The organism is Aerococcus kribbianus (assembly GCF_026805545.1).
Taxonomy (GTDB): domain Bacteria; phylum Bacillota; class Bacilli; order Lactobacillales; family Aerococcaceae; genus Aerococcus; species Aerococcus kribbianus.
Genome location: NZ_JAPRFR010000001.1, coordinates 866,603 through 890,614, shown reverse-complemented (window position 1 = coordinate 890,614; position 24,012 = coordinate 866,603). Strand labels below are relative to the sequence as shown.

Here is a 24,012-nt window from a genome sequence, read left to right as displayed (position 1 = left end):
AGCTCCCGCATTTCATCACATCCTTTTATTTATGATTCATCAGGCATGAGGTCTTCTAAAGTGAGATTATTTTCTTGTTTTTTACGAAGGAAGGTAAGGTCAGTAATAACTACTTCGACAATATGTACCTTCTGACCATTTTTATTTTCATATTGTTGGGTATTTAATTGACCAACGATGCCAATCTCATCTCCCTTCTTTAAATATTTTTCCATCAATGTGGCGCGTTTGTTCCAGGCAGTGATTGGGATAAAGTCAACATGTTTTGATCCATCCTTTTTGGTTCGGTTAAGAGCCACTGCATTATGGAGGACAGTCATTCCTTCGCCAACATTTTTTACTTGGTGGTCACGTGCTAAGCGTCCGATAAGTTTACTTGATTCATAATATCTCTCCTTTCTCTCTATTTATAAATACGTGAAAAATAATCTTAATGGCAATTTTAATTTCAAAATTTTAGAAATAAGGTACAATATATACAGAAGACGACCGATGCGAAAGCTTAGGGGTCAGATGATGGTCTGCAAGTCACGGCTTATAGTAAAACAGTATAGGTCTAAGCCTAATGATGATAGTAAATACCTGATAAAAGGACTAAGTAAATAAAGGAGGCCATTTATATGCGGATATTGATGGTTGAAGACAATAACAGCGTTTGTGAAATGATGGAAATGTTTTTTGAACAACAAGTAGATTGGACGGCAAACTTCATTCAAGATGGAGAAGAAGGCTGGACCTACTACCAAGAAAATGAAGATGATATAGATATGGTAATTCTAGACCTAAATTTACCTAGTCGTGATGGCATATCAATTTGCCGAGAAATTCGCCAAATCAATCCCTATGTGCCAATTATTATGTTGACAGCACGTGATAGTGAAAGTGACCAAGTCTTAGGTTTAGGCTTAGGCGCTGATGATTATGTGACTAAGCCTTTCGATCCTGTGACCTTAATGGCAAGAATGCGAGCCTTGCAACGACGGTCCAACTTGTCTCAAGAGGCTAAATCTGATCAGACAGATACGGATGAAAATGATTTCGATATTGAAACTAAGCATTTAAGAATTTCCGAAAAAACACGTGAGGCCTATTATGATGATCAATTGATTGAGGGATTAACTCCTAAGGAATTTGATATTCTCTTGACCTTGGCTAGCCATCCTAAACAAGTATTTTCTCGTGACCACTTATTGACTAAGCTTTGGGAAGATCCTTTCTTTGGTGATGAACGGACTGTGGATGCTCATATAAAAAAATTACGGCAAAAAATGGAAAAATATGGTCCGCAACTTATTCAAACCGTTTGGGGTGTGGGGTACAAGTTTGATGAATCGGAAGTGAATTAGATGCGGTATTTCTACCAACAAATGATTGCCTTTGTTTTGGTTATTGTGGTAATAATTTCCACTATGGGTTTGACTCTTTTTAACTTCTCGAAAAATCAGGTCTACTTGCGTCAACAGGAAGAACTCTCTCAGATTGCTGATTTCATTGTGGGCCAAGAAATTACCAAAGATTACTTGCAACAAATACAACCGGTTTTAGATTCAGCTAGTGTTCGGGTTTTCTATTTTGATGCTGGCAATCAAAGACAGTATCCTGATGCTCAGGCGGATATCCAGGAAAACTTGCAGTTGAGTGAATCTGAATTAAAGCAGCTGACTAGTGGCCAACAGTTAGGCTTAAAGGCCTTTGATATGGGTTTTTCTGAGCGTGATTCGGATGCTTTGGCTATTTTTATTCCTTTAATGACCACCCCTTCTAAGCAGTATGCGGGTTATTTAGCGATTGGTGCACCAGCTTATCTCACTGATCGTACCATTCGAGCCCTCTATGTGAACCTTTTACGGGGGGTTTTAATTTCAGGCGGGATTTCAGTAGTGATCTCTGCCTTGTTAGCCCGTTACCAAAACCGGCGTATTTCCCGTTTAAGTCAAGCCACTCGGCAAATTGCTTCAGGAGATTATACGGTAGATATTCCTGCGAATAATGGCGATGAATTTGATGATTTAGCCAAGGACTTTAATCAAATGACTCATGCTCTCCAAGTCAGTCAACAGGAAGTTAACCGCCAAGAAAACATGCGTCGCCAATTAATGCTCGATGTCGCCCATGAAATGCGAACACCCTTGACCACTATGATTGGCCTATTAAAGGGTATGGAAGATGGTGTATTGCCGCCTGAAAAATGGGAACGGAGTATCTCTCTAGTTAATAGTGAAGCCCAACGATTGGCACGTTTAGTGAATGAAAATCTGGATTACGAAAAAATTCGTGCCAATGAGATTAGCTTAAATAAGGTGAATTTTTCTATTGCTCCAGTGTTCAATGATATTGCTCTACAGATGAACGAAGAAGCCGCTAAGAAAGCTATCCAAATTCAAATTGAATGTGAACCTGATGTGAGAGTATATGCTGATGCCGACCGTTTTCGACAAATTGTGGTTAATATTGTTAAGAATGCAGTACAGTTCACTACAGAAGGGACCATTACAATTAAGGGTACTAGTCGTTTAGATAGCACGCAAATTATTATCAAAGATTCTGGTGTGGGAATGACCAAGGAAGAGGTTGAAAATATTTGGGAACGTTTCTATAAGGCAGATATTTCCCGTAAAAACAATGTCTTTGGTGAATCAGGTCTAGGCTTATCTATTGTAAAACAGTTGATGAATGCCCATGAAGGTCATATTTCAGTGACTTCAGCGCCAGGACAAGGAACAAGCTTTACCTTAGAATTCCCCCACGAGAAAACCTTGAAACAAGAAAAAAAGTAAGACCAAGCATGCAGAGGAGGAATAAGGTGCAAAAATTAAAAGTAAAGCAAACTGCCCAAAAGGCTTATGACCAAGGATTGAAGTTAGTGAAAGAAGCTGACTTTGCCCATGATATTACTTTTGAGGAGGGAGAGATTGTCGAATTAGTTGATGAAAAAGGGCACTTTCTCCACCAAGCTTATTTAGCCCGGCAAAACAAAGGAATTGGTTGGATTGTTGATGAAGCCTTTGCTCATGTCCGTCCAGATACTTTCTTTACTAAGATTTTTACCAAAGCTAAGGAAAAACGCCAGGTCCTATTTGCTGATCAATTAACCACTGCCTTTCGAATTTATAATGGTGAAGGCGATGGTATGGGTGGTTTTACTATTGATTATTATGATAATTATGCCCTCATTCAATGGTATTCCTTGGGGATTTATACCTATCAGGAAGCTATTGTCCATGCCTTGTTGACGACATATCCTGACTGCCAAGGCATTGTTGGTAAAAATCGCTTCAAAGCATCGGACTTACCTAAGAGTGAAGTATTATGGGGGCAAATCCCTGAGACAGTTTCCGTGATGGAGAACGGGGTTGCTTACCACTGTCATCTAGATGATGGGTGGATGACGGGTATTTTTCTGGACCAACGAGATGTTCGCCAATACATTCAATGGGAATTAGCGCCCGGCCGTGATTTGTTGAACCTATTTTCCTATGCAGGCGCGTTTTCAGTGGCCGCAGCAATGGGGGGCGCCCTGTCCACGACCAGTGTGGACTTAGCCAAGCGGACTGATGAATTGGTGGAGGAACAGTTTGCCGCTAATGGCATTCCCATGGATAATCATAAGATCTTTATTATGGATGTGTTTGATTTTTATGACTACGCTATAAAAAAAGGCTTGACCTACGATGTCATTGTTATTGATCCCCCAAGTTTTGCCCGGAATAAGAAACAAACTTTCAAGGCGAGCCGCGATTATGACAAATTGGTGGCCAAAGCCTTAATGATTCTAAATGAAGGTGGCCAATTGATTTGTTCAACTAATGCAGCCAATTTATCTAGTCACGCCTTTGAGAAATTAATTCAAAAGGGTGCACAAAAAGCTGGTCAGAGTTTGGAGTTAGTACAGGAATTCCATTTGCCAGTTGATTTTCCAGTACCACCAGCCAACCCAGAAAGTGATTATCTAAAAGTTAAATCTTATCATGTTCTCAGTTAGACTAATGACTTATTAGCCCTACCCTGGCAAGATCAGTAAACTCTGTTCAACAATATTCACCTAGGAAGAAATACTTATATTATGGTGAAAGGATGGAAGGAATGGCCAAAAGAAAATGGTCTTATTATTTAGGTCCCAACCGTATTCGTAAACGTTATTTACGAATGAGCAAAAAGAAAAAAGCCAGTCTACATTGGCAGATTTTAGCTTTGCTTTTAGTGGTGGCTTTGCTTTTTATATCGAGAAGTTGGTCAGCGGATTGGCCAAAGCAACCACTTCCTAATGAGACGACTCCTAATGAATCAGAGGCGGCCTTTGTTGAACGGATTGGTCGTTTATCCCAAGCTAATTATGCTCAATCGCAAATCTTGCCAAGTTTGGTGACTGCTCAAGCCATTTTAGAGTCAGATTTTGGCCGCTCTGATTTGGCCCAGGACTACCACAATCTCTTTGGACGTAAGGCTTATGGTAATGAACCCAGCGCTTTGTTCCCTACCCAAGAAGTGGTTGATGGCCAAACGATTACCGTTCAAGCCCCCTTTAAGGTTTACCCCAATGACCAAGCCGCAATTGAAGACCATGCTGAACTGATGCATAATGGGGTGAATTGGAATCCTAGTCTTTACCATGATGTGATAGGAGAAAAAGATTATCGTAAGGCTAGTCAGGCCTTGCAAGCAGCCGGTTATGCCACTGATCCCACTTATGACCAAAAGTTGAATCAAATCATTGAAAACTATCAATTAACGCGTTTCGACTCCCCAGCAGAAGGAGGAAATGAGTGATTGCAATTTCCACCTAGGGAGTGTAAGATATAAAAAGAACAATCTTAGCAATTTTTGTATTTCTAGAGAGGACGATGGGATGTCTAAGGACAAGTCTTATGCAGAATTAGCCTATGACTACTTAAAAGACCAAATTGATAGTAATATGTTACTAGCGGATACGCATTTAAAGGAAGTTGAAATCGCTGAGCAATTGGGAATGAGTCGAACCCCAGTACGTAAGGCAATGGCTCAGCTTGAAGTTGAAGGCTATATTCGTATTGAACCTTATAAGGGTGCTGTGGTTGCTAAGTCTTCCTTGAATTCTCGTGCTATTGTTGAACGACTACAATTTATTGAGCTCTTAGTCATGAATCTCTTCCAGCAAATGGAAAACAAGGCAATCACACTAGACCGGGATATTCTAAATGATTTTCAAGATCGTATTTTAAATGCTTTGACCGAAGAAGATTATACTGAATATTTTAAGGTCGAATATGACTTCTATGCCTACCTCGCTACTTTTTATGCCAATTCTTACTTTCGTCAGGTGACTTTAAATACGATTCATCCCTTACATGAAATTTATCATAAAGAGATGTTAGAAAATCGGACTACCCTAGAACGTGAAGCGCATGATATGCGGGAAATTTATCCTAATCTTATTAAGGCCTTAATTGAGGGGGACTATGTGGTCGCTCGTAAGCAAACCCGAATTTGGGTCAACCAATTAATCCTTTATCAAATCAACAAATAAATTATTTCTTGGTGCCAATGCCTATAGGTAGCTTGGCACTTTTTCTTTGTTATATCGTAATAAAAGCTTATTCCTATCCTCTCAACTTGCTGTTTGCTGATGGCTAGGAGACGTGATAGACTAATGTAGAGAGAATGGAGGTATTGTGTCTAATGACGGCAGACCAACTAATTACAGGACTAAATGATAAACAAAAAGAAGCGGTCTTACATACAGAGGGCCCGCTTTTAATTATGGCTGGAGCCGGATCTGGGAAAACCCGTGTTTTGACCCATCGGATGGCTTACATATTAGCAGAAAAAGAAGTTAATCCTTGGAATATTTTGGCCATTACCTTTACCAACAAGGCTGCTCGCGAAATGCAAGATCGGGTCCAAGCTTTGGTAGGGCCAGAAGCCCAGCAAATGTGGGTGTCTACCTTCCACTCCATGTGCGTTCGAATCTTACGTCGAGAAGCAGAAGCCATTGGGTATTCACGTTCTTTTACTATTGCTGATCCCAGTGAGCAACAAACCTTAATGAAGCGTATTATTAAGGATTTAAACCTAGATAGTAAGAAATTTCGTCATACCATGATTTTAGGGAAAATTTCTGATGCAAAAAATAATCTGCAAACGCCTAGCCAATATCGGGAAAGTCATTCCGGCTATATCGAAGATGTGGTTGCTGACTGTTATGACCGGTATCAAGCAGCTCTTGACCAAGCTCAATCAATGGACTTTGACGACTTAATTATGCAAACTGTTCGTCTTTTCACTCAAGACAAGGATATCCTCCGCTACTACCAAGAAAAATTCCACTATATTCATGTCGATGAATACCAAGACACCAATGAAGCACAATATAAGATCGTCCAACTTTTAGGCGGACTTTTCCAAAATGTTTGCGTTGTAGGTGATGCTGACCAGAGTATTTACGGTTGGCGTGGGGCCAACATGGAAAATATTCTTAACTTTGAATCCGATTATCCACAAGCCACAACCATCCTTTTGGAACAAAATTATCGGTCAACTAAGACTATCCTACAAGCAGCCAACGCAGTTATTGCCAACAATGAGCAGCGCAAGGAAAAAGCCCTGTGGACGGAAAAAGAAGCTGGCGATAAGATCCAGTACTATACTGGCCAGAGTGAGCAAGACGAGTCTTATTTTGTGATTCAAAAAATCAAAGATTTGGTGGCTGATGACCAATATAATTATGGAGACTTCGCCATACTTTATCGAACCAATGCCCAATCACGGGTTATTGAAGAAAATCTGGTCAAGGCCAATCTCCCTTATCGAATGGTGGGGGGCCATAAATTCTATGATCGTAAAGAAATCAAAGATGTCCTAGCTTACTTACGTTTACTGGCTAATCCTGATGATAATCTAAGTTTCACTCGCGTCATTAATGTGCCTAAACGTGGGATTGGACCAGGTAGTCTAGAAAAATTACGTCAATTTGCTAATGATAAAGGGTTAAACCTATTGATGGCAGCTTCTGCGGTTGATTTTTCTCCCTTAACTGGTAAGGCGGCCAAGTCACTGAAAAACTTCGCCAAAATGATGGAAAACCTCCAAAAACAACGCGAATTTCTATCCATCACGGAATTGACCCAAGAGATTTTAGACCAATCAGGTTATCTGACAGATCTTAAAAGTCAAAACTCCTTGGAAGCAGAAGCTCGTATTGAAAATATTGAGGAATTCTTATCAGTTACCGCAGATTTTGATAAGAATTGGCAAGAGGAAGAATCAGCAGTGGCGCCAAATGAGGATGATTCACCTACTACTACATCAAATCAGGAAGCTACTAGTTCAATAGGCGAGTTTGCTGCAGATGGGTCAATGCAATTGTTTGCTGAACAAGAATTACAGGCAGCTGTAAATGCCCAGTTTATTGATGTGGCTTCTGATGATGCTCTAATGAATTTTATTACTGATCTCTCCTTAGTAGCTGACCGCGAGGAAGACGACCAGGCGAGCGAGTTAACGCTGATGACTTTGCATGCAGCTAAGGGATTAGAATTTCCTGTAGTTTTCTTAATCGGTATGGAAGAAGGCATTTTCCCCTTGCAACGAGCAGCTAAAGATGAAGAGGAATTGGAAGAAGAGCGTCGTTTGGCTTATGTAGGGATTACACGAGCGGAAGAAAAACTCTTCTTGACCAATGCCTATTCCCGGATGCTGTATGGTAGGCAACAGGCCAATCCGGCATCACGTTTTATTTCTGAAATTGATTCAGAGCTAATTGATAGCCAAGGTCGGCATTATTCTCATGCTTTCTCAGCTTATGGACAAGACAAGTCAGCCTCTGGCCAATCATTGAATACCTACTTCAGCCAGCAACGGCAAGAACGGGCCCAAAGTCGCCCTTATCGAGGGTCAAAATCAGGGTCTAAGCATGCTAGTCATGCTGGCGGATCTATTTTTAGCCCTAAAGGTAGTCAGAAGGCTGATCCAAGTATGGGTAACGCTGACCAAGAGTGGGCTGTGGGAGACCAAGCCTACCATAAAAAATGGGGAACAGGTCGTGTTGTCAGACTCACAGGCAGTCAGGATGACTTAGAACTCTATATCGCTTTCGAAGACCAAGGTGTTAAACGTTTATTAGCAGCTTTTGCCCCAATTGAAAAGGTTAACGACTAGTATAAAAAGGATGAGGAGTACACATGACTAAAGATCAAGAAAACATACAACGGATGCATGATTTAGTTGACCAATTAAATCACTTGGCCCACCAATATTATGTACTCGACCAACCTAGTGTCTCTGATGCCGAATACGACCGTCTATATCAAGAACTTTTAAGTTTAGAGCAAGACTATCCTGATTATATTCTTAGTGAATCGCCTAGCCAACGTGTGGGCGACCAAGTATCAGAAACTTTTGCTAAGGTTAGACATTCTCAACCAATGCTTTCTCTAGCCAATGCTTTTAATCGTGAAGATATTGACCGCTTTGTGGCCAATGTTTATAAGGAACTAGGCAAGCAAGTAGAGTTTGTTTGTGAATTAAAAATTGATGGTTTATCTGTTGCCATTAACTATGAAAAAGGACGCTATGTACAAGCAGCGACCCGTGGAAATGGTGAAATAGGGGAGAATATTACCGCCAATGTTAAAACCATTGAATCCGTTCCTAAGAAACTATCTGAGCCCCTAGACATCGAGGTACGAGGAGAGATCTTCATGCCCAAGTCTTCCTTTTTGAAGCTTAACCAAGATCGAGAAGCTGCTGGTCTAGCTACTTTTGCCAATCCACGAAATTCCGCTGCTGGAACTATTCGGCAATTGGATCCTAAGGTAACGGCACGGCGTCAATTGGATGTTTTTCTCTATAGTGGCGTCTTTTCAGAGGACTTAGGGATTCACAGTCAGGCAGATCTCTTTGCTAAGTTTCCTGACTATCAATTCCAAGTCAACCCTCTCCACCGCACTTGTCATTCTGCTGATGAGATTTGGGATTACATTATAGAGATGGGAGACAATCGCCATGATTTGCCTTATGATATTGATGGGATTGTGGTTAAGGTATCTGATTTTGATCAACAAGAGCAATTAGGTCGGACGGTAAAAGCGCCTAAATGGGCGATTGCCTACAAGTTTCCAGCTGAAGAAGCAAAAACACAATTAAAAACCATTGAATGGACAGTGGGTCGTACAGGGGTAGTCACCCCAACAGCAGTGATGGAGCCGGTCCTTTTGGCAGGATCAACAGTGCAGAGAGCTTCCCTACATAACATGGATTTAATCCGTGCCAAGGATATCCGGATTGGTGACCAGGTGATTATTCATAAGGCTGGAGATATTATTCCTGAAGTGGTCAGTGTTGATTTAGATGCCCGCCCCGATGATAGTCAAGCTTATCCAGAGCCTAGTCAGTGTCCAGTTTGTGGGTCTGATTTAGCCCATTTAGAGGAAGAAGTGGCCTTGAGATGTCTGAATTTGGCTTGTCCTGCTCAGGCACGGGAAAAACTCTATCACTTTGTTTCCCGGCAAGCCATGGATATTACTGGATTGGGTCCTAAAATTATCGATCAACTTTTTGATTGTGACATGATTGCTGACCCAGCAGACCTCTATCAATTAAGTAAAGCAGATCTTGTCCAGCTTGATAAAATAGGAGATAAGGCATCAGAAAACATTTTATCTGCTATTGAAAATAGTAAGGAAAATTCCTTGGAGAAGCTATTGTTTGCTTTAGGTATGCGCCATGTAGGAGCTAAAGCAGCCAAACAGATTGCTAGCGTGTTTATGCGTATGGAGCAAGTAATGGTGGCTAGTCAAGAGGATCTCTTAGCTATCGATGGAATTGGAGTCATTATAGCTGATTCTGTGGTGGAATTCTTTCAAACAGACGAAGCCCAGAAACTCATCCAACGTTTGCAAGAAGCAGGAGTCAATATGACTTACCTAGGACCAAGTCAGGCTACAGTAGCTGATTCAGATTCCTTCTGGCAAGGCTTGACCGTCGTTATTACAGGTAGGTTGGACCGTTTTACCCGTCAAGAGGTCAAAGACAAAATTGAATCCTTAGGGGGTAAGGTAACTGGTTCTGTTTCTAGTAAAACGGATCTCTTGATTGCTGGTGATGACGCAGGATCCAAGTTGGCAAAAGCCCAAAAATTAGGCATCGAGATATACGACGAAGAAGAACTTGTATTGCACTTTTCTAATTAATAGACACTTTATGACATCGATGATGAATAGGGATGGAAAGGAAATCAAGCATGTTAAAAAAACTAAGAGGACTAGCAGTCCTATCGGTACTTACGATGACTCTAACAGCTTGTCAGCAATTTGAAGATATTGCTAACCAAGGAGATAGTCAAAATAATGAGAATCAGAATGAAGCCACCCAACAATTATCAGAAGATTATTATCAAGCGGTTATTGAAGATAATACCTACGATGTCAATAATACACGTGGTCTACAGGCAGGACCGAGTTCTGATGCCAATATGAAAAACATGGAAAAAGGGCTCTATGAATTAGCTCAAGGCGTTTTCCCAACCGACGAATTCCTCTTCCGTGAGGGTAAGGTGATATCTGAGGACCAAGCCAATGCTTGGTTAGGTGCCCAGTCTGATGATAATCCAGAAGGGCTCAACCCATCCGGTTATAATTCCCAAAAACGTGATAATTTTGAACCGCGCTACTTAAATTCAATCTTGGAATATAATTTAATGCAGGAAAACGATGATGGCAATCTTACCTTGCAAGGTATTAGTATCGCCCTAGCGATGAATGAGAGTGATACCTTCACTAATGATGACAATGAAGAGAAGGTGGAAATTGATCGTGAAACCCAAATCGCTAAGGGAAAAGAAATGGCTCAAACTATTGTCAGCAAAATTCGTGAAAATGAGGACTATCAATCCATTCCTATCCAAGTGGCAATCTTTACCAATGCGGCCGTAGATGATATCGGAGGGGGCTCCTTTGCAACAGAAGCCATGGTATCAGAAGGTAGCGAATTAAATGATTGGGTGGATTACAATGTTGACTATGTGGTTTATGGGGTAGATTCTGCACCTAATGAAGAGGATGGGGAAGCAGTATCGCAATTTCAATCGGAAGTAGAAGGTTTATTCCCACAACTTTCTGGTATTTCTGGCGTGGGGCGTTATGTGGATGGTAATTTAGATTCACTCCATATTACGATTAACAGCCAATTTGATGGTTACACGGAAACACTGGCTTTAACTCAAAAAGCGATTGATGCCGCTAGTAACTTATTTAATAAGAACCTAGGTATAGAGATTGAAATTCATTCCCCATCAGGTACACGAGCAGTGCTTTCACGGCCAAGTGGATCAGATACATTTAACTATACTATTTTATAATCAGTTAATGACTTGAAGGCCATAAACGAGCATTCAGGAAAAATTCTCATTGTTCCCAGAGTATGATAAAATAAAACAGAATGAAAAAATTAGGAGGTTAATTCATGGCGATTTCCGAAGAAGAAGTAAAACGCATTGCGAAATTAGCAAAATTTGAATTTACAGAAGATGAAGTTCATCAATTTACTCAAGAATTTGATTCAATTTTAGGGATGTTTGAACGCCTTCAAGAGGTAGACACCACAGATGTCCCCGTTATGTCATGGGCAATTGATAAATCAGATGTTATGCGAGCTGATAAAGCGCAAGCAGGTACTGACCGTGACTTATTATTTAAAAATGTAAAATCAGAACAAGACGGCTTCATCAAAGTGCCAGCAATTATTGATACGGACGGAGGGAAGGCTTAATGACTTACTTTGACAAAAGCATTCGCGAACTAAACCAAGCCCTAGTGGCAGGAGAAACAAGTGCAGTGGCATTAGTAGAAGAAGCCTTCGCTCGTATTGAAGCTACTGAACCAGAAATCCATGCCTTTATTTCACTCGCCAAAGACCAAGCGCTTGAAGCGGCTAAAGCAAGTGATGACAAGGGGTATTCTACTGACCGTCCCTTGCAAGGGATTCCAATCGGGATTAAGGATAATATTCTAACTGATGGCATTGCAACTACTGCTGCTTCACGGATGTTAGAAGACTTTGTCCCTTTCTTTGACGCCACTGTTATTGAAAAACTAAAGGCAGCTGGTGCAATTATTGTGGGTAAAACCAACATGGATGAGTTTGCCATGGGTGCGTCTTCAGAGACTTCTTACTTTGGTCCTACCAAAAACCCTTGGAACCATGACTATGTTCCAGGTGGCTCTAGTGGGGGATCGGCAGCCACAGTTTCTGCCGGCCAAGTATTTGCCTCATTAGGTTCTGATACTGGTGGATCAATCCGTCAACCTGCTTCCTTTACAGGTATTGTTGGGATGAAACCAACTTATGGTCGCGTGTCACGTTGGGGTGTCATTTCTTTTGCATCTTCACTTGATCAAGTGGGACCAATGACGCGTAGTGTAGAAGATAATGCAATTATGCTAGAAACGATTGCTGGTCATGATGATAAAGACTCCACCTCAGCTGAACTTGATGTCCCAGCTTTTAGCCAAACATATAAACAAGGCATTGAAGGCTTCAAGGTTGCCGTACCAAGAGAATTCTTTGGCCCAGGCGTTGATGAAGAAACCAAGACAGTGGTCGAAACGGCTATTAAACAATTAGAAGAACAGGGTGCTCAAGTAGACACGGTAGACTTGCCTAATATGGCTTATAATATTCCTGTTTACTATGTGATTGCCTCTGCCGAAGCCTCATCTAACCTCCAACGTTATGATGGTATCCGTTATGGTTACCGAGCAGAAGATGCTGAATCTCTAGAAGACCTTTATATTAAATCTCGTTCTGAAGGTTTTGGTATGGAAGTAAAACGGCGCTTAATGACTGGTACTTTCTCTATTGCTTCTGAAAATATTGATGATTACTTTATGCAAGCAGGTAAAGTTCGGACTCTTATCAAAGAAGGCTTCAAAGAATTATTTGCAAACTATGACTTAATTGTTGGTCCAGTTGCGCCATCTGCGGCTTATAAATTCGGTGAAAACGAAAAAGACCCAGTAGCAACCTACCAAGCTGACTTATTAACTGTTCCTGTTAACCTTGCTGGATTACCAGGTTTATCTATGCCAGCTGGTTTTGACCAAAACGGCTTACCAATTGGTATTCAAATCATTGGTAACTACTTTGACGAGGAAAGCATCTACCGGGCTGCTTATAGCCTAGAACAAGTTAACGATGCTAGTCAAAAACATCCAGAGTAAGGAAGGAGATACAGATGAATTACGAAACAGTTATTGGACTAGAAGTCCACGTTGAATTAAAAACCGATTCTAAGATGTTCTCTCCATCACCTGCCCACTTTGGAGCGGAACCCAATGCCAACACTAATATGATTGACTGGGGATATCCAGGGGTTCTACCAACAATTAACCGTGGTGGGGTAGAATATGCAATCAAGGCTGCTCTAGCCTTGAACTGTGACATTAATCCAGTGCAACATTTTGACCGGAAAAACTATTTCTATCCTGATAATCCTAAGGCTTACCAAACGACACAATTATGGCAGCCTATTGGAGAAAATGGATGGGTAGAAATCGAAGTTGATGGTGAAACTAAACGTATTGGTATCGAACGTCTACACTTAGAAGAAGACGCCGGAAAAAATATGCATGGTGATGGTGGTTATTCCCTAGTAGACCTTAACCGCCAAGGGACACCCCTAGTTGAAATTGTGTCAGAAGCAGACATGCGTTCACCAGAAGAAGCCTATGCTTACCTGGAAAAAATCAAAGAAATTATTCAATTTACTGGTGTATCTGATGTGAAGATGGAAGAAGGTTCTATGCGGTGTGATGCCAATATTTCCATCCGCCCATATGGTCAAGAAGAGTTTGGAACTAAGGCTGAAATCAAAAACCTTAACTCCTTTAACTTCGTTCGTAAGGGTCTTGCCTACGAAGAAAAACGCCAAGCCCAAGTCTTGAATTCAGGTGGCGTGATTGAACAAGCAACCCTACGTTATGATGAAAATACCGGTAAAACCCAATTGATGCGGGTTAAGGAAGGGGCGGCAGACTATCGCTACTTCCCAGAACCTGACTTGCCACCATTTCATGTGGATGATGACTGGTTGAAGGATATCAAGGATTCCCTACCAGAAATGCCAGCTGAACGGCGTAACCGTTATGTTTCCGACTACGGCTTGCCAGAATACGATGCTAAGGTATTGACTCAATCTGTAGAAATGTCTGATTTCTTTGATGCAACAGTCAACCAAGAAGCGGATCCTAAACAAGCGTCTAACTGGTTGATGGGTGAAGTGTCTGCCTATCTAAATGATAAAGGGGAAAGCTTAGAAACAATCGAATTGACCCCAGAAAACTTGGCGCAAATGATTAACCTTATTGACGACGGCACTATTTCTAGCAAACAAGCCAAGAAAGTTTTCCGTCTACTAGCTGAAAAAGGTGGAGACGCCAAAGAAGTGGTCGAAGCAGAAGGACTAGTGCAACTTTCTGATCCAGAACAACTTCTACCAATCATCACTGAAACCTTGGATAACAACCAACAATCAATCGATGACTACAAGGCAGGTAAGAAGAAAGCCACTGGATTCCTAGTCGGACAAATTATGAAAGCTACTCGTGGTCAAGCCAACCCACAAGTCGTTAACCAATTATTGACTCAAGAACTAGAGAAAAGATAAAGGGTGCGATGAAAAGCGTTAGGACTGACTCGTTGGACCAAAAGACTGCAGATAGCAACTAGCTAGCAAAGACTTTTGGGAAACGCATGTCAGTCCTGCTTTTCAGAGCCCGACTAAACAGGATGAGATGAAAAACAGTTAGCCTCAAAGGATTTGTCTGAAAATGGGAAGTATTCGTAGAATATTGACTCATTTGCAGAAAATACTGATGGGGCTGTTTTTCAGAACTCGACTAAAAAGGATGTGAGTCAATCGCGTTAAGGGACGGACCATATCGGAATGAGACAAAAAATAGTGAAAGCTATTTTGATGGCTTATTCAGAAATGGACGCCGGCCCTGCGATTGCGAGCTCGACTAAGCAGGGTGTGATGAAAGTCGATAAGAATAGAAGCCTTGGACCAAAACATGAAAGATGGCAAAAAGCCATCTAAGAGATTTTGGGAAAGGCAGTCTATTCTGACTTTTGGAGCCCGACTAATAAGTAAGACCAAGTAAGAAGAAAGGAAGACCTTATGGCAAAAGTTGAAAGTTTTTCCCTAGACCATGATGCAGTCAAAGCTCCTTATGTTCGGATAGCTGGTGCTGAAGAAGGACCTAATGGCGATCGTATCACTAAATTCGATTTACGCTTTGTCCAACCCAACCAAGCTGCCATTCCCACTTCAGCCTTACATACCATGGAGCATTTGATTGCTGCCTATATTCGTGACTACATGGATAATGTGATTGATGTGTCTCCTATGGGCTGTCGGACGGGTTTCTATATGATTTGTTGGGGTGAACGAACAGTTGCTGAAGCGGCTGATGCGATTACAAAAACCCTTGAGGATATTATGAAATCAACTTGGGATGATGTCCAAGGAACAGAACGGCAACAATGTGGTAACTACCGTGATCATTCCTTATGGGGAGCTCAAGCCTATGCGCAAGAGATTTTGGCGCAAGGGTTCAGCTTAGATGCCTTTGAACGGCAATTTTCTTAAAATAAAAGTCACCATGTTTAGCTTGCTTAAAGCAAGTAGTCATGGTGACTTTTTTTATTCTAATGCTGATACTTGGTAGATAATTTCAGTCATTTGGTCAGGCGATTCCTTGCCGCCATTAGCAATCCAACGGCTAATAACTGCTTCTAGTGAAGCAATGTAGGCAGCTAGGGCGTACTCTTTGGGAATGCCAAAGAATAGCGTGATTTGTTTTTCAATTTTAGGATTCAAGTGAAGGATAGAGGCAATGAAATGATGGATGGACTCCGAAAATTTTACATAAGGTGTTCGTGAAAGGACGGAAATGAATTCGAAGTCGTCATAAATATCCCAGAGAATATCATGGATGACGGCTTTACTTAGCTGGTTAGTTTCTTCAGTGAGAATATCATAGATGTGTCCTAGGGTATCTTCCTTTAACTTATCCATAAGATCATACTTGTCCAGATAATGGAGATAGAAGGTCCCGCGATTAATCTTAGCTTGCCGGCAGATAGCGGTCACAGAGACTTCTTCAAAAGGCGCCTGTTTTAGTAATTGGGTCAAGGCTTCTTTGATTTTTTGCTTGGTCTGAGTTTGTCGGCTAGTGACCATACGAGTTCCCCCTTAAAAATCGTTAAATAGACAAAGTGTTGATTATTGATTATTGCCATTTAGTCTAACAGCTTTTACACTATTACTATGCCTTAATCAACAACGTGTTGATTAGTTGGTGTTTACATTATAATCAAAAACCATAGAAAGATTCAAGTTTATTTAAAAAAGGGGTCAACAAGAATGTCGTATATTGAAGTTAATCACTCCTCCAAACGTTATCAAATGGGGGAAACAACGGTTTCGGCCAATGAAGATGTTAATTTTTCAGTAGAAAAGGGCGAGTTAGTGATTATACTCGGGTCTTCAGGAGCTGGGAAGTCTACTTTGCTTAATATTTTAGGTGGGATGGACACTAATGATGAGGGCGAAGTTTTAATCGACGGTAAGGATATTGCCACATTAAATTCTCACGAACGGACGGAATACCGTCGCCATGATATTGGTTTTGTCTTCCAATTCTATAATTTAGTAGGTAATTTAACTGCCAAGGAAAATGTGGAATTGGCTTCAGAGTTAGTTGATGATGCTATGGACCCAGTACAAATTTTAGAAGAAGTTGGCTTAGGAGACCGGGTCAATAACTTTCCTGCCCAACTCTCAGGTGGGGAGCAGCAGCGAGTTTCGATTGCCAGAGCCGTTGCCAAGAAACCCAAATTACTTCTGTGTGATGAACCTACAGGAGCTTTGGACTATAACACTGGGAAACAAGTCCTACAAATTCTCCAAGACCAAGCCCGACAAGAAGGGACAACAGTGATCATTGTAACGCATAATGGGGCGCTAGCTCCGATTGCGGACCGAGTAATCCGTATGCGTGATGCCACTGTATCTGATATTGAACTCAATGACAATCCGCAAGACATTGCTACATTAGAATATTAGGAGGTGTTTGCCGGTATGAAAACCTATTGGAAAGATATTCGCCAATCCTTTACCTCCTCAATGGGACGTTTCCTATCTATCTTCTCCCTGATGATGATAGGTACGGTGGCTTTAATTGCCTTGAAAGTCACTGGTCCTAACTTAGAAAAAACTGCCCAAGAATTTATCGACCAGCAAAATATGTTGGATTTCGCGGTAATGTCAGATTTAGGCTTAAGCGAAGACGATGAAGAAGAACTTAGTAATATTGCTGATAGCCAAGTGGAATTTGGTTATTTTACTGATGTTAGTATAGAAAATACTAACGATGCTGTTCGAGTTTTTTCCGAAACTGAAGATATTTCTCAATTTGAATTAGTCGCAGGTGAGATGCCATCCAAGAGTGACGAAATCGCTTTGGACAATAATATGCGTTCAGACTATGCGATTGGGGATACCATTCACTTCACGCAAAAGGGATCAGAAGATGAACAGTTGTTAAACCAAGAGAGTTTTACGGTAACGGGTTTTGTTAATTCTTCAGAAATTTGGGACCATCAAGCCATGGGAAACGCCGGAGCAGGTTTCGGTGAACTAACCGGTTATGCTGTAGTGAGTGAAGAGAGCTTTGACTCTGAATACTACACCATTGCGCGTTTGAAGTTCGCTGATTTAGAGGGGTTGACTTATACCTCTGATGCCTATAAGGAAAAAGAAGAAGACATAAAAACTGACTTAGAAGATCTTATCGCTGATAACGGAGAAAAACGATTAGCGGCTATGCAAGCTGACGGCCAAGAAGAAATTGATAGGGCTCAGGCTGAGATTGATGAGTCAAAACAAGAATTAGCAGATGCCAGCCAAGCAATTGCAGATGGGCACGCTCAAGCAGATGATGGCCAAGCACAAATCGATCAAGCTCGCGCTAGTTTATCCCAAGAACAAGCCCAACTTGACCAAGGCTTTGCTCAGTTGCAAGGAGCTCAATCTGAAATTTTTAGTTCGCAATCTGCATTAAGCTCTTTTGGCCAAGCATTAGATCAAGCAGCCAGAGGTTTGGCTAATAGTCAAACTCAATTAGCACTTTGGCGGCAAGGGATTGACCAAGGTCAAGCGAGTTTATCAGATCGAAAAGATGAGTTTACTGATTTAGAAACTGCTAAGACTCATTTAGAGCAAGAGATTGCTAACAAAGAATCGCAACTTGAAGATTTAAAATCGCAACCCTCTCAAGCAGTGAGTCCAGTAACTAGTCCGGCAAATGGACAATGGTCGGTTTCTCTATTAGAGACTGATAATAACCGAGCTGGAAGTCAAGATGTCACTAGTGAGGATAGTGACACTGCTAAGCATGACCAAGAAGAATCCCAAGAAGCAAGCGATGACGAAGCAGGTCTAAGTGATAAATCTGAAAATGATAATAGCACCCCAGAAGAACAAGGCGACAAGCAAGACACTAGTCAAAGCCAGCCCTCTGACACTGATCAATCTCCCAATCAAGATCAGGCAGAAGATAAGCAATCAGCCAGTCAGATTACTCGCTTAGAAGCAGAAATTGCAGGCTTAAAAGATAGACTAAGTCAATTGGAAAATCAAGCTAGTCAAGGCCAATCCCAATTGCAAGTTGTCCAAGACCGTTTAGACCAAGAAGAAGCGGACTATCAAAATGCGTTACTAGCTTATCAAGAAGGGCGCCAAGAATACCAAAGTCAGCTAGCCAGCTATCAAGCAGCACAAGAGCAATTATCAGCTGGCCAAGCCGAACTTGATCAACAGGCGGCCCAATTACAAGCTGGACAGACAGCACTTGATTTGGCTTGGGCACAAATTGCTCAAAATCAAGCAGAAATTGACCAAGCACTGGCTGAATTAGCTCAAGCCAGTGATGACTTTGCCGAAAAACGTGTAGATGCGGAAGCGGAAATTGCAGAAGCTGAAGCTGATTTGGACCAAGCTCAGTCAGAATTAGCTGATTTAACGGCTCCTGAATATACTGTCTATACACGGACGACTCTACCGGGTTCAGACGGTTATATGACCTATGACAATGCCGTGTCATCAATTGATGCAGTCGCTAATATCTTTCCTATTGTCCTTTATTTAGTAGCAGCCATGGTGACCTTTACAACGATGACCCGTTTTGTGGATGAAGAACGACAAAACGCTGGTTTATTGAAAGCTTTAGGCTACACCAACCGACAAATTATTGCCAAGTTTATTATCTATGGCTTTGTGTCATCGATGATAGGTACAGTCATTGGTATTTTGCTGGGTAACTATTTCGTTTCACCGATCATTGGGGATATCATTTCTGCGACTACTGTCATTGGCGAATCGAATCTCTATTTCTATCCTGCTTATATTCTTTTAGCCATTGCACTTGCCTTAGTATCAGCAGTGCTACCGGCTTGGTATGTGGCACGCAAGGAATTAACTGAAGAACCGGCCTTCTTACTTCAAGCCAAACCACCAGTCGCTGGTGAGAAAATCCTATTAGAACGCATAAGCTTTATCTGGAAGCGGCTGCGCTTTAATCAAAAAGTCACCGCGCGTAATATTTTCCGTTATAAACAAAGAATGTTGATGACCGTGTTTGGGGTAGCTGGTTCAGTGGCCCTCTTATTTGGAGGCTTGGGCATTCGGTCCTCAATTTCAGGGGTCACCGATAGCCAGTTTGAAGACATTATTCAATATGATATGGTCGTCGCCCAAGCAGATGACATAGAGAGTCAAGAGGAAGGAGCGCTCAGCCAGGCCTTAGACAGAGATGAGGTTAAAGCGCACCTAGATGTGGCTTATTTCCCAGCTGAGCAAGAAATTCCAGGAGTAACAGAAAATCAACAATTAGTGACTTATATCACTGACCAGCCTGATCAATTACATCAGTTTGTTCGTTTGCGTGATCGTAAGAGTCAAGAACCGATTGAATTATCCGATGACGGTATTGTAATTTCTGAAAAAATTGCTGATCTTTATGGTGCTGAAGTTGGTGATAGTATCCCAATTACATTGGATGATCAAGAATACCAAGCCAAGGTAAGAGGTATTACGGAAATGTATGCGGGTCACTTCGCCTTTATGACGGCTAATTATTATCAAGAGTTGACTGGTAATGATTTTACTGTCAATGCCCATTTGGTAAACTTAGAGAATCATGATCGGACACAGGTTGAAAATGTAGCGGCCGATTTTATGGCTATGGATGCAGTAGCAGCAGTGATTCAAAATACGGGTATGGTCCAATTATTGGATTCAATTTCCTCATCACTGGAATCGGTTATGATTATCTTGATTATATTATCCGTCTTATTGGGTGTCGTTATTCTATATAACTTAACTAATATTAATGTTGCTGAACGGATGCGAGAGTTATCTACTATCAAAGTATTAGGATTTCATAATAAAGAAGTCACCATGTATATCTACCGGGAGACGATTATCTTATCATTTGTTGGGATTATAGTGGGCTTGTTGGCAGGAAATCTCCTCCACCAAGTGCTCTTGCGGGTAATCGGGACAGACAATATTATGTTTAATCCGACTGCCACTCCAGAAGTTTACTTGATACCGATTATTGCAATTGTGGGTATCGTAGCTGTTTTAGGTGTAATTGTTAATCGACGTTTACGCCGTGTTGATATGCTCGAGGCCCTGCAATCATCTGAATAGTTGCATAAGTTACAGTGGATATGAAAAGACCGATCCTAATGAAGGATCGGTCTTTTTATTTATGTAGAGAGGGTGAGCTTTTGGTCCAAAGCTTTTGGTCTTGATGACTTTCGTCGCCCCCTTTTTATTTCCGATAGAATTTGTCGTGCTGATAAACGGGGTCGAAGGTCACGTTGATGCCGAGTTTTCTTAGGACGTTTTGATCTTCTTCAGGTAGGGTAACGGTAGAGTGGGCTTCGCTGCCTTGTAGGTTACCGAGTTGATTCATTGCTAAGTCAGCAACTTCTTTAGATTTGGCTGTAATGGCTAGAGCGATTAAGATTTCGCTAGAATGTAAGCGAGGATTGTGACTTCCTAGGTGGTTGATTTTTAACCCTTGGATAGGTTTGACATATTCTGGCTCAATTAAATGAGTGTCTTTGGCAATACCGGCAAGTTTTTTTATACCGTTAATAATGACTGCTGCAGTGGGGCCAAATAAATCGGAGGTCTTACCTGTCACAATTTCGCCATTTGGTAATTCCATTGCGAGCGCAGGATTACCAGTACTTTCGGCCTTTTTCCGTGCGGCTAGGGTGACGGTGCGATCTTCAGGCGAAATATTCGTATCATTCATCAAAAGCTCAATTTTTTGGATGGCAGATTTTGCTACACGTTCGCGTTTATAATCAACCACGGTTTGGTAGTAACGACGGATGATTTCTTCCTTGGAAGCAGCAATGGCGGCGTCTTCGTCGATGATAGAATAGCCAACCATGTTGACCCCCATATCGGTTGGCGAAGCATAAGGGGACTTGTCCATAATTCGTTCAAAGGTTCGGTTCAAGACTGGGAAGACTTCGATGTCACGATTATAGTTTACGGCCTTTTTGCCATAAGCATCTAAATGATAAGGGTCAATCATGTTAACATCATCTAAGTCAGCAGTAGCGGCTTCATAAGCTAAGTTAACAGGATGGTGTAAGGGCAAGTTCCATACTGGGAAGGTTTCGAATTTAGCGTAGCCGGATTTAATGCCATGAAGTTGGTCATGATAGAGTTGGGAAATACATGTGGCTAATTTCCCAGCTCCTGGACCAGGTGCAGTTACAACGATAAGATCATGGCTAGTTTGAATATAATCGTTACGCCCTAAACCAGCTTCAGAAACAATGTGGTCAATGGCAGTAGGATAACCATCAATTGGATAGTGCAGGTAAGAAGGAATATTGTAACTGGTTAATTGCTTTCTAAAGGCATCCGCAGCTGCTTGGTTGTTATACTGGGTGATGACAACTGATCCCACAAAAATATTCAACTCATTGAAAGTATCAATTAAACGTAAAACTTCCTGATCATAAGAAATGCCCAAGTCACCACGTACTTTGGAATGTTCAATCTGGTCAGCGTTAATAGCGATGACGATTTCCACTTGGTCCTTGAGCTCTTTTAATAATTTAATTTTGTTGTCGGGTTCATAGCCAGGTAAGACACGGGCAGCATGGTAGTCTTCTAGCATCTTGCCCCCAAATTCCATATAAAGTTTTCCTTCGAATTGGTCAATACGTTCGAGGATATGATCTTTTTGAAGTTGTAAATATTTCGCTGAATCAAAAGCAGTTTTTTTCATCATGACATCCCTCAATCCTTTGTACTTTACTGCAACAATTACATCTTATTATCATACGGCATCTGGAAATATTTGGCAATGATTAATATAAATAAACTCAGCAGGAATAGTTAGAAGCTGTTTGACCTTATTAGATTATGCTACAATGAAAAGGACTATGAAATGAGGGGTGGCACTATGGCCAAACGAGACTTACCAGTTGCAAAAAATCAAAAAATTGATGTCGAAATTAGTGACTTAACTTATCAAGGTATGGGTGTGGCTAAGATTAATGGCTACCCCTTGTTTATTGCCAATTCCTTAATCGGAGAAAAGTGTCAAGTTCATGTACTGAAAGTCGGCAAGAAATTTGGCTTCGCTAAAGTCATAGAGCGCTATAATGACAGTCCCGACCGAGTAGCGCTCCGTGATGAAGATGGCTTGCGGACCGGAACAATGTCCTTACAACATATGGCCTATCCTGCTCAGTTAAAACTTAAACAAAAAACGGTCAAGGATAGCCTAAAAAAATTCACTTCTCTATCTGGTGTTGAAGTGAAGCCATGCCTAGGAATGACTGATCCTTGGGCTTATCGTAATAAGGCTCAGGTCCCTGTTGCTGGTCAACCAGGTCAACTCTACACGGGATTTTATCGGCAGAATTCCCATGAAATTCTACCAATTAAGAATTATCAAATCCAGCTACCAGGCATCGACGAGGCTTTACAGACAGTTATAAGTATTCTTAATCACTATCATGTATCGTCCTATGATGAAAAAACCGGTAAAGGCCTTATCCGCCATCTTGTTGTACGCAAGGGCTATTACACTAATGAGCTGATGCTTGTGATAGTAATTAATGGCCATGAATTACCACAAGCAACAGCGATTAAAGAAGAATTACTTCAAGCCCTACCCAATTTAGTGTCAGTGGTGATCAATCATAATCTTAAAAAAACCAACGTAATTATGGGAGCCAAGCAAACGGTTCTTTATGGCCAAGACGTTTATCATGATCAAATGTTAGGTTTGGATTTTGCTATTTCAGCCAAAAGTTTCTTCCAGGTCAATACTCCCCAAGCTGAACGCCTCTATCAAGAAGCCGTCCGTGTCGGGGAAATTAGTTCTGAAGAAACCGTTATTGATGCTTATTGCGGTATTGGGAGTATTTCTTTATGCTTGGCCCAGTCTGCTCACAAGGTCTATGGTGTGGAAGTAGTGGAAGATGCCATCGCCATGGCTGAGGCTAATGCCCGAGCGAATCAAATAGATAACGTCGAATTTCAAGTAGGTAAGGCAGAAGATGTCATCCGTGACTGGCAAGCAGAGGGGATTCACCCCCATACAGTAGTTGTTGACCCGCCCCGTAAAGGCTTAGCCCAAGACTTTGTGGAGACTGTCATTGAATTAAGTCCTGATAAAATTGTTTACGTGTCTTGTAATCCAGCCACACTAGCTAGAGACCTCAATCTTTTTGTGTCGGCTGGCTATCATGCCAAAAGTGTCCAGCCGGTGGATTTGTTCCCACAGACGCCGCATGTTGAAGCATGCGTTCTCTTAACAAAAAACAAAGTTTGACTTGCTATAAGGCGGAAAGGTGTAATTAGACAATGATTAGGTCAGCCATTTTACTGGATTTAATCTTGAAATCATTAGAAATTGCCAAGTGAGTATT

The 24,012-nt window shown here is 41.4% G+C and carries 18 protein-coding genes; 15 read left to right on the top strand and 3 right to left on the bottom strand.

Annotation, left to right across the window (positions count from 1 at the left end):
- Window positions 1-29: 29 nt before the first annotated feature.
- Window positions 30-320 (bottom strand): single-stranded DNA-binding protein, encoded by a 291-nt coding sequence (locus tag OW157_RS04160; RefSeq protein ID WP_417882740.1) that lies wholly within the window; start codon window positions 318-320, stop codon window positions 30-32.
- A gap of 300 nt (window positions 321-620) precedes the next feature.
- Here OW157_RS04160 and OW157_RS04155 point away from each other — a divergent pair, with 300 nt between their 5' ends.
- The 12 genes from OW157_RS04155 (at window position 621) to OW157_RS04100 (ending at window position 15,622) form a co-directional block, all read left to right on the top strand.
- Window positions 621-1,346 carry a response regulator transcription factor gene (locus OW157_RS04155; RefSeq protein ID WP_268752076.1) on the top strand — a complete coding sequence of 242 codons (726 nt, stop codon included), beginning with the start codon at window positions 621-623 and terminating at the stop codon, window positions 1,344-1,346.
- Complete coding sequence (locus OW157_RS04150; protein ID WP_268752075.1) at window positions 1,347-2,777, top strand: sensor histidine kinase; 1,431 nt, start codon at window positions 1,347-1,349, stop codon at window positions 2,775-2,777. It begins immediately after the preceding gene.
- Between the two features lie 26 nt (window positions 2,778-2,803).
- Entirely contained in the window at window positions 2,804-3,982 is a 1,179-nt protein-coding gene (locus OW157_RS04145; RefSeq protein WP_268752074.1) for a class I SAM-dependent rRNA methyltransferase, read from the top strand.
- Between the two features lie 101 nt (window positions 3,983-4,083).
- Window positions 4,084-4,767: a glycoside hydrolase family 73 protein gene (locus OW157_RS04140; protein ID WP_268752073.1), complete on the top strand. Its 684-nt coding sequence runs from the start codon at window positions 4,084-4,086 to the stop codon at window positions 4,765-4,767.
- A 79-nt stretch (window positions 4,768-4,846) separates the two neighbouring features.
- Complete coding sequence (locus OW157_RS04135; protein ID WP_268752072.1) at window positions 4,847-5,503, top strand: GntR family transcriptional regulator; 657 nt, start codon at window positions 4,847-4,849, stop codon at window positions 5,501-5,503.
- 152 nt (window positions 5,504-5,655) lie between these two features.
- Window positions 5,656-8,133 carry a UvrD-helicase domain-containing protein gene (locus tag OW157_RS04130; protein WP_268752071.1) on the top strand — a complete coding sequence of 826 codons (2,478 nt, stop codon included), beginning with the start codon at window positions 5,656-5,658 and terminating at the stop codon, window positions 8,131-8,133.
- A gap of 23 nt (window positions 8,134-8,156) precedes the next feature.
- Window positions 8,157-10,166: an NAD-dependent DNA ligase LigA gene (ligA, locus tag OW157_RS04125; protein ID WP_268752070.1), complete on the top strand. Its 2,010-nt coding sequence runs from the start codon at window positions 8,157-8,159 to the stop codon at window positions 10,164-10,166.
- 50 nt (window positions 10,167-10,216) lie between these two features.
- On the top strand, window positions 10,217-11,332 hold the full coding sequence (locus tag OW157_RS04120; protein WP_268752069.1) for a CamS family sex pheromone protein: 1,116 nt from the start codon (window positions 10,217-10,219) through the stop codon (window positions 11,330-11,332).
- A 104-nt stretch (window positions 11,333-11,436) separates the two neighbouring features.
- The gene (gene gatC / locus OW157_RS04115; protein ID WP_268752068.1) at window positions 11,437-11,742 is read left to right on the top strand and encodes an Asp-tRNA(Asn)/Glu-tRNA(Gln) amidotransferase subunit GatC; all 306 of its coding nucleotides are present in this window, start codon (window positions 11,437-11,439) and stop codon (window positions 11,740-11,742) included.
- Entirely contained in the window at window positions 11,742-13,193 is a 1,452-nt protein-coding gene (gene gatA / locus OW157_RS04110) for an Asp-tRNA(Asn)/Glu-tRNA(Gln) amidotransferase subunit GatA (RefSeq protein ID WP_268752067.1), read from the top strand. The genes gatC and gatA overlap by 1 nt, the downstream gene beginning before the upstream one ends.
- A gap of 14 nt (window positions 13,194-13,207) precedes the next feature.
- Window positions 13,208-14,638 (top strand): Asp-tRNA(Asn)/Glu-tRNA(Gln) amidotransferase subunit GatB, encoded by a 1,431-nt coding sequence (gene gatB / locus OW157_RS04105; RefSeq protein ID WP_268752066.1) that lies wholly within the window; start codon window positions 13,208-13,210, stop codon window positions 14,636-14,638.
- 513 nt (window positions 14,639-15,151) lie between these two features.
- Window positions 15,152-15,622 (top strand): S-ribosylhomocysteine lyase, encoded by a 471-nt coding sequence (locus OW157_RS04100; protein WP_268752065.1) that lies wholly within the window; start codon window positions 15,152-15,154, stop codon window positions 15,620-15,622.
- A 54-nt stretch (window positions 15,623-15,676) separates the two neighbouring features.
- On the opposite strand, the gene OW157_RS04095 is transcribed toward OW157_RS04100, so the two are convergent.
- Window positions 15,677-16,216, bottom strand: a complete 540-nt coding sequence (locus tag OW157_RS04095; protein ID WP_268752064.1) for a TetR/AcrR family transcriptional regulator — start codon at window positions 16,214-16,216, stop codon at window positions 15,677-15,679.
- 183 nt (window positions 16,217-16,399) lie between these two features.
- On the opposite strand from OW157_RS04095, the gene OW157_RS04090 reads away from it, so the two are divergent.
- On the top strand, window positions 16,400-17,101 hold the full coding sequence (locus tag OW157_RS04090; protein WP_268752063.1) for an ABC transporter ATP-binding protein: 702 nt from the start codon (window positions 16,400-16,402) through the stop codon (window positions 17,099-17,101).
- 15 nt (window positions 17,102-17,116) lie between these two features.
- Window positions 17,117-20,749 carry an FtsX-like permease family protein gene (locus tag OW157_RS04085; RefSeq protein WP_268752062.1) on the top strand — a complete coding sequence of 1,211 codons (3,633 nt, stop codon included), beginning with the start codon at window positions 17,117-17,119 and terminating at the stop codon, window positions 20,747-20,749.
- Window positions 20,750-20,873: 124 nt separating this feature from the next.
- Here OW157_RS04085 and OW157_RS04080 read toward each other — a convergent pair whose 3' ends face one another.
- A complete protein-coding gene (locus OW157_RS04080) occupies window positions 20,874-22,358 on the bottom strand; it encodes a DUF1846 domain-containing protein (protein WP_268752248.1) in 1,485 nt (494 codons plus the stop codon).
- A 177-nt stretch (window positions 22,359-22,535) separates the two neighbouring features.
- On the opposite strand from OW157_RS04080, the gene rlmD reads away from it, so the two are divergent.
- Window positions 22,536-23,915, top strand: coding sequence for a 23S rRNA (uracil(1939)-C(5))-methyltransferase RlmD (gene rlmD, locus OW157_RS04075; RefSeq protein WP_268752061.1), 1,380 nt, complete (start codon window positions 22,536-22,538; stop codon window positions 23,913-23,915).
- Window positions 23,916-24,012: the final 97 nt, after the last annotated feature.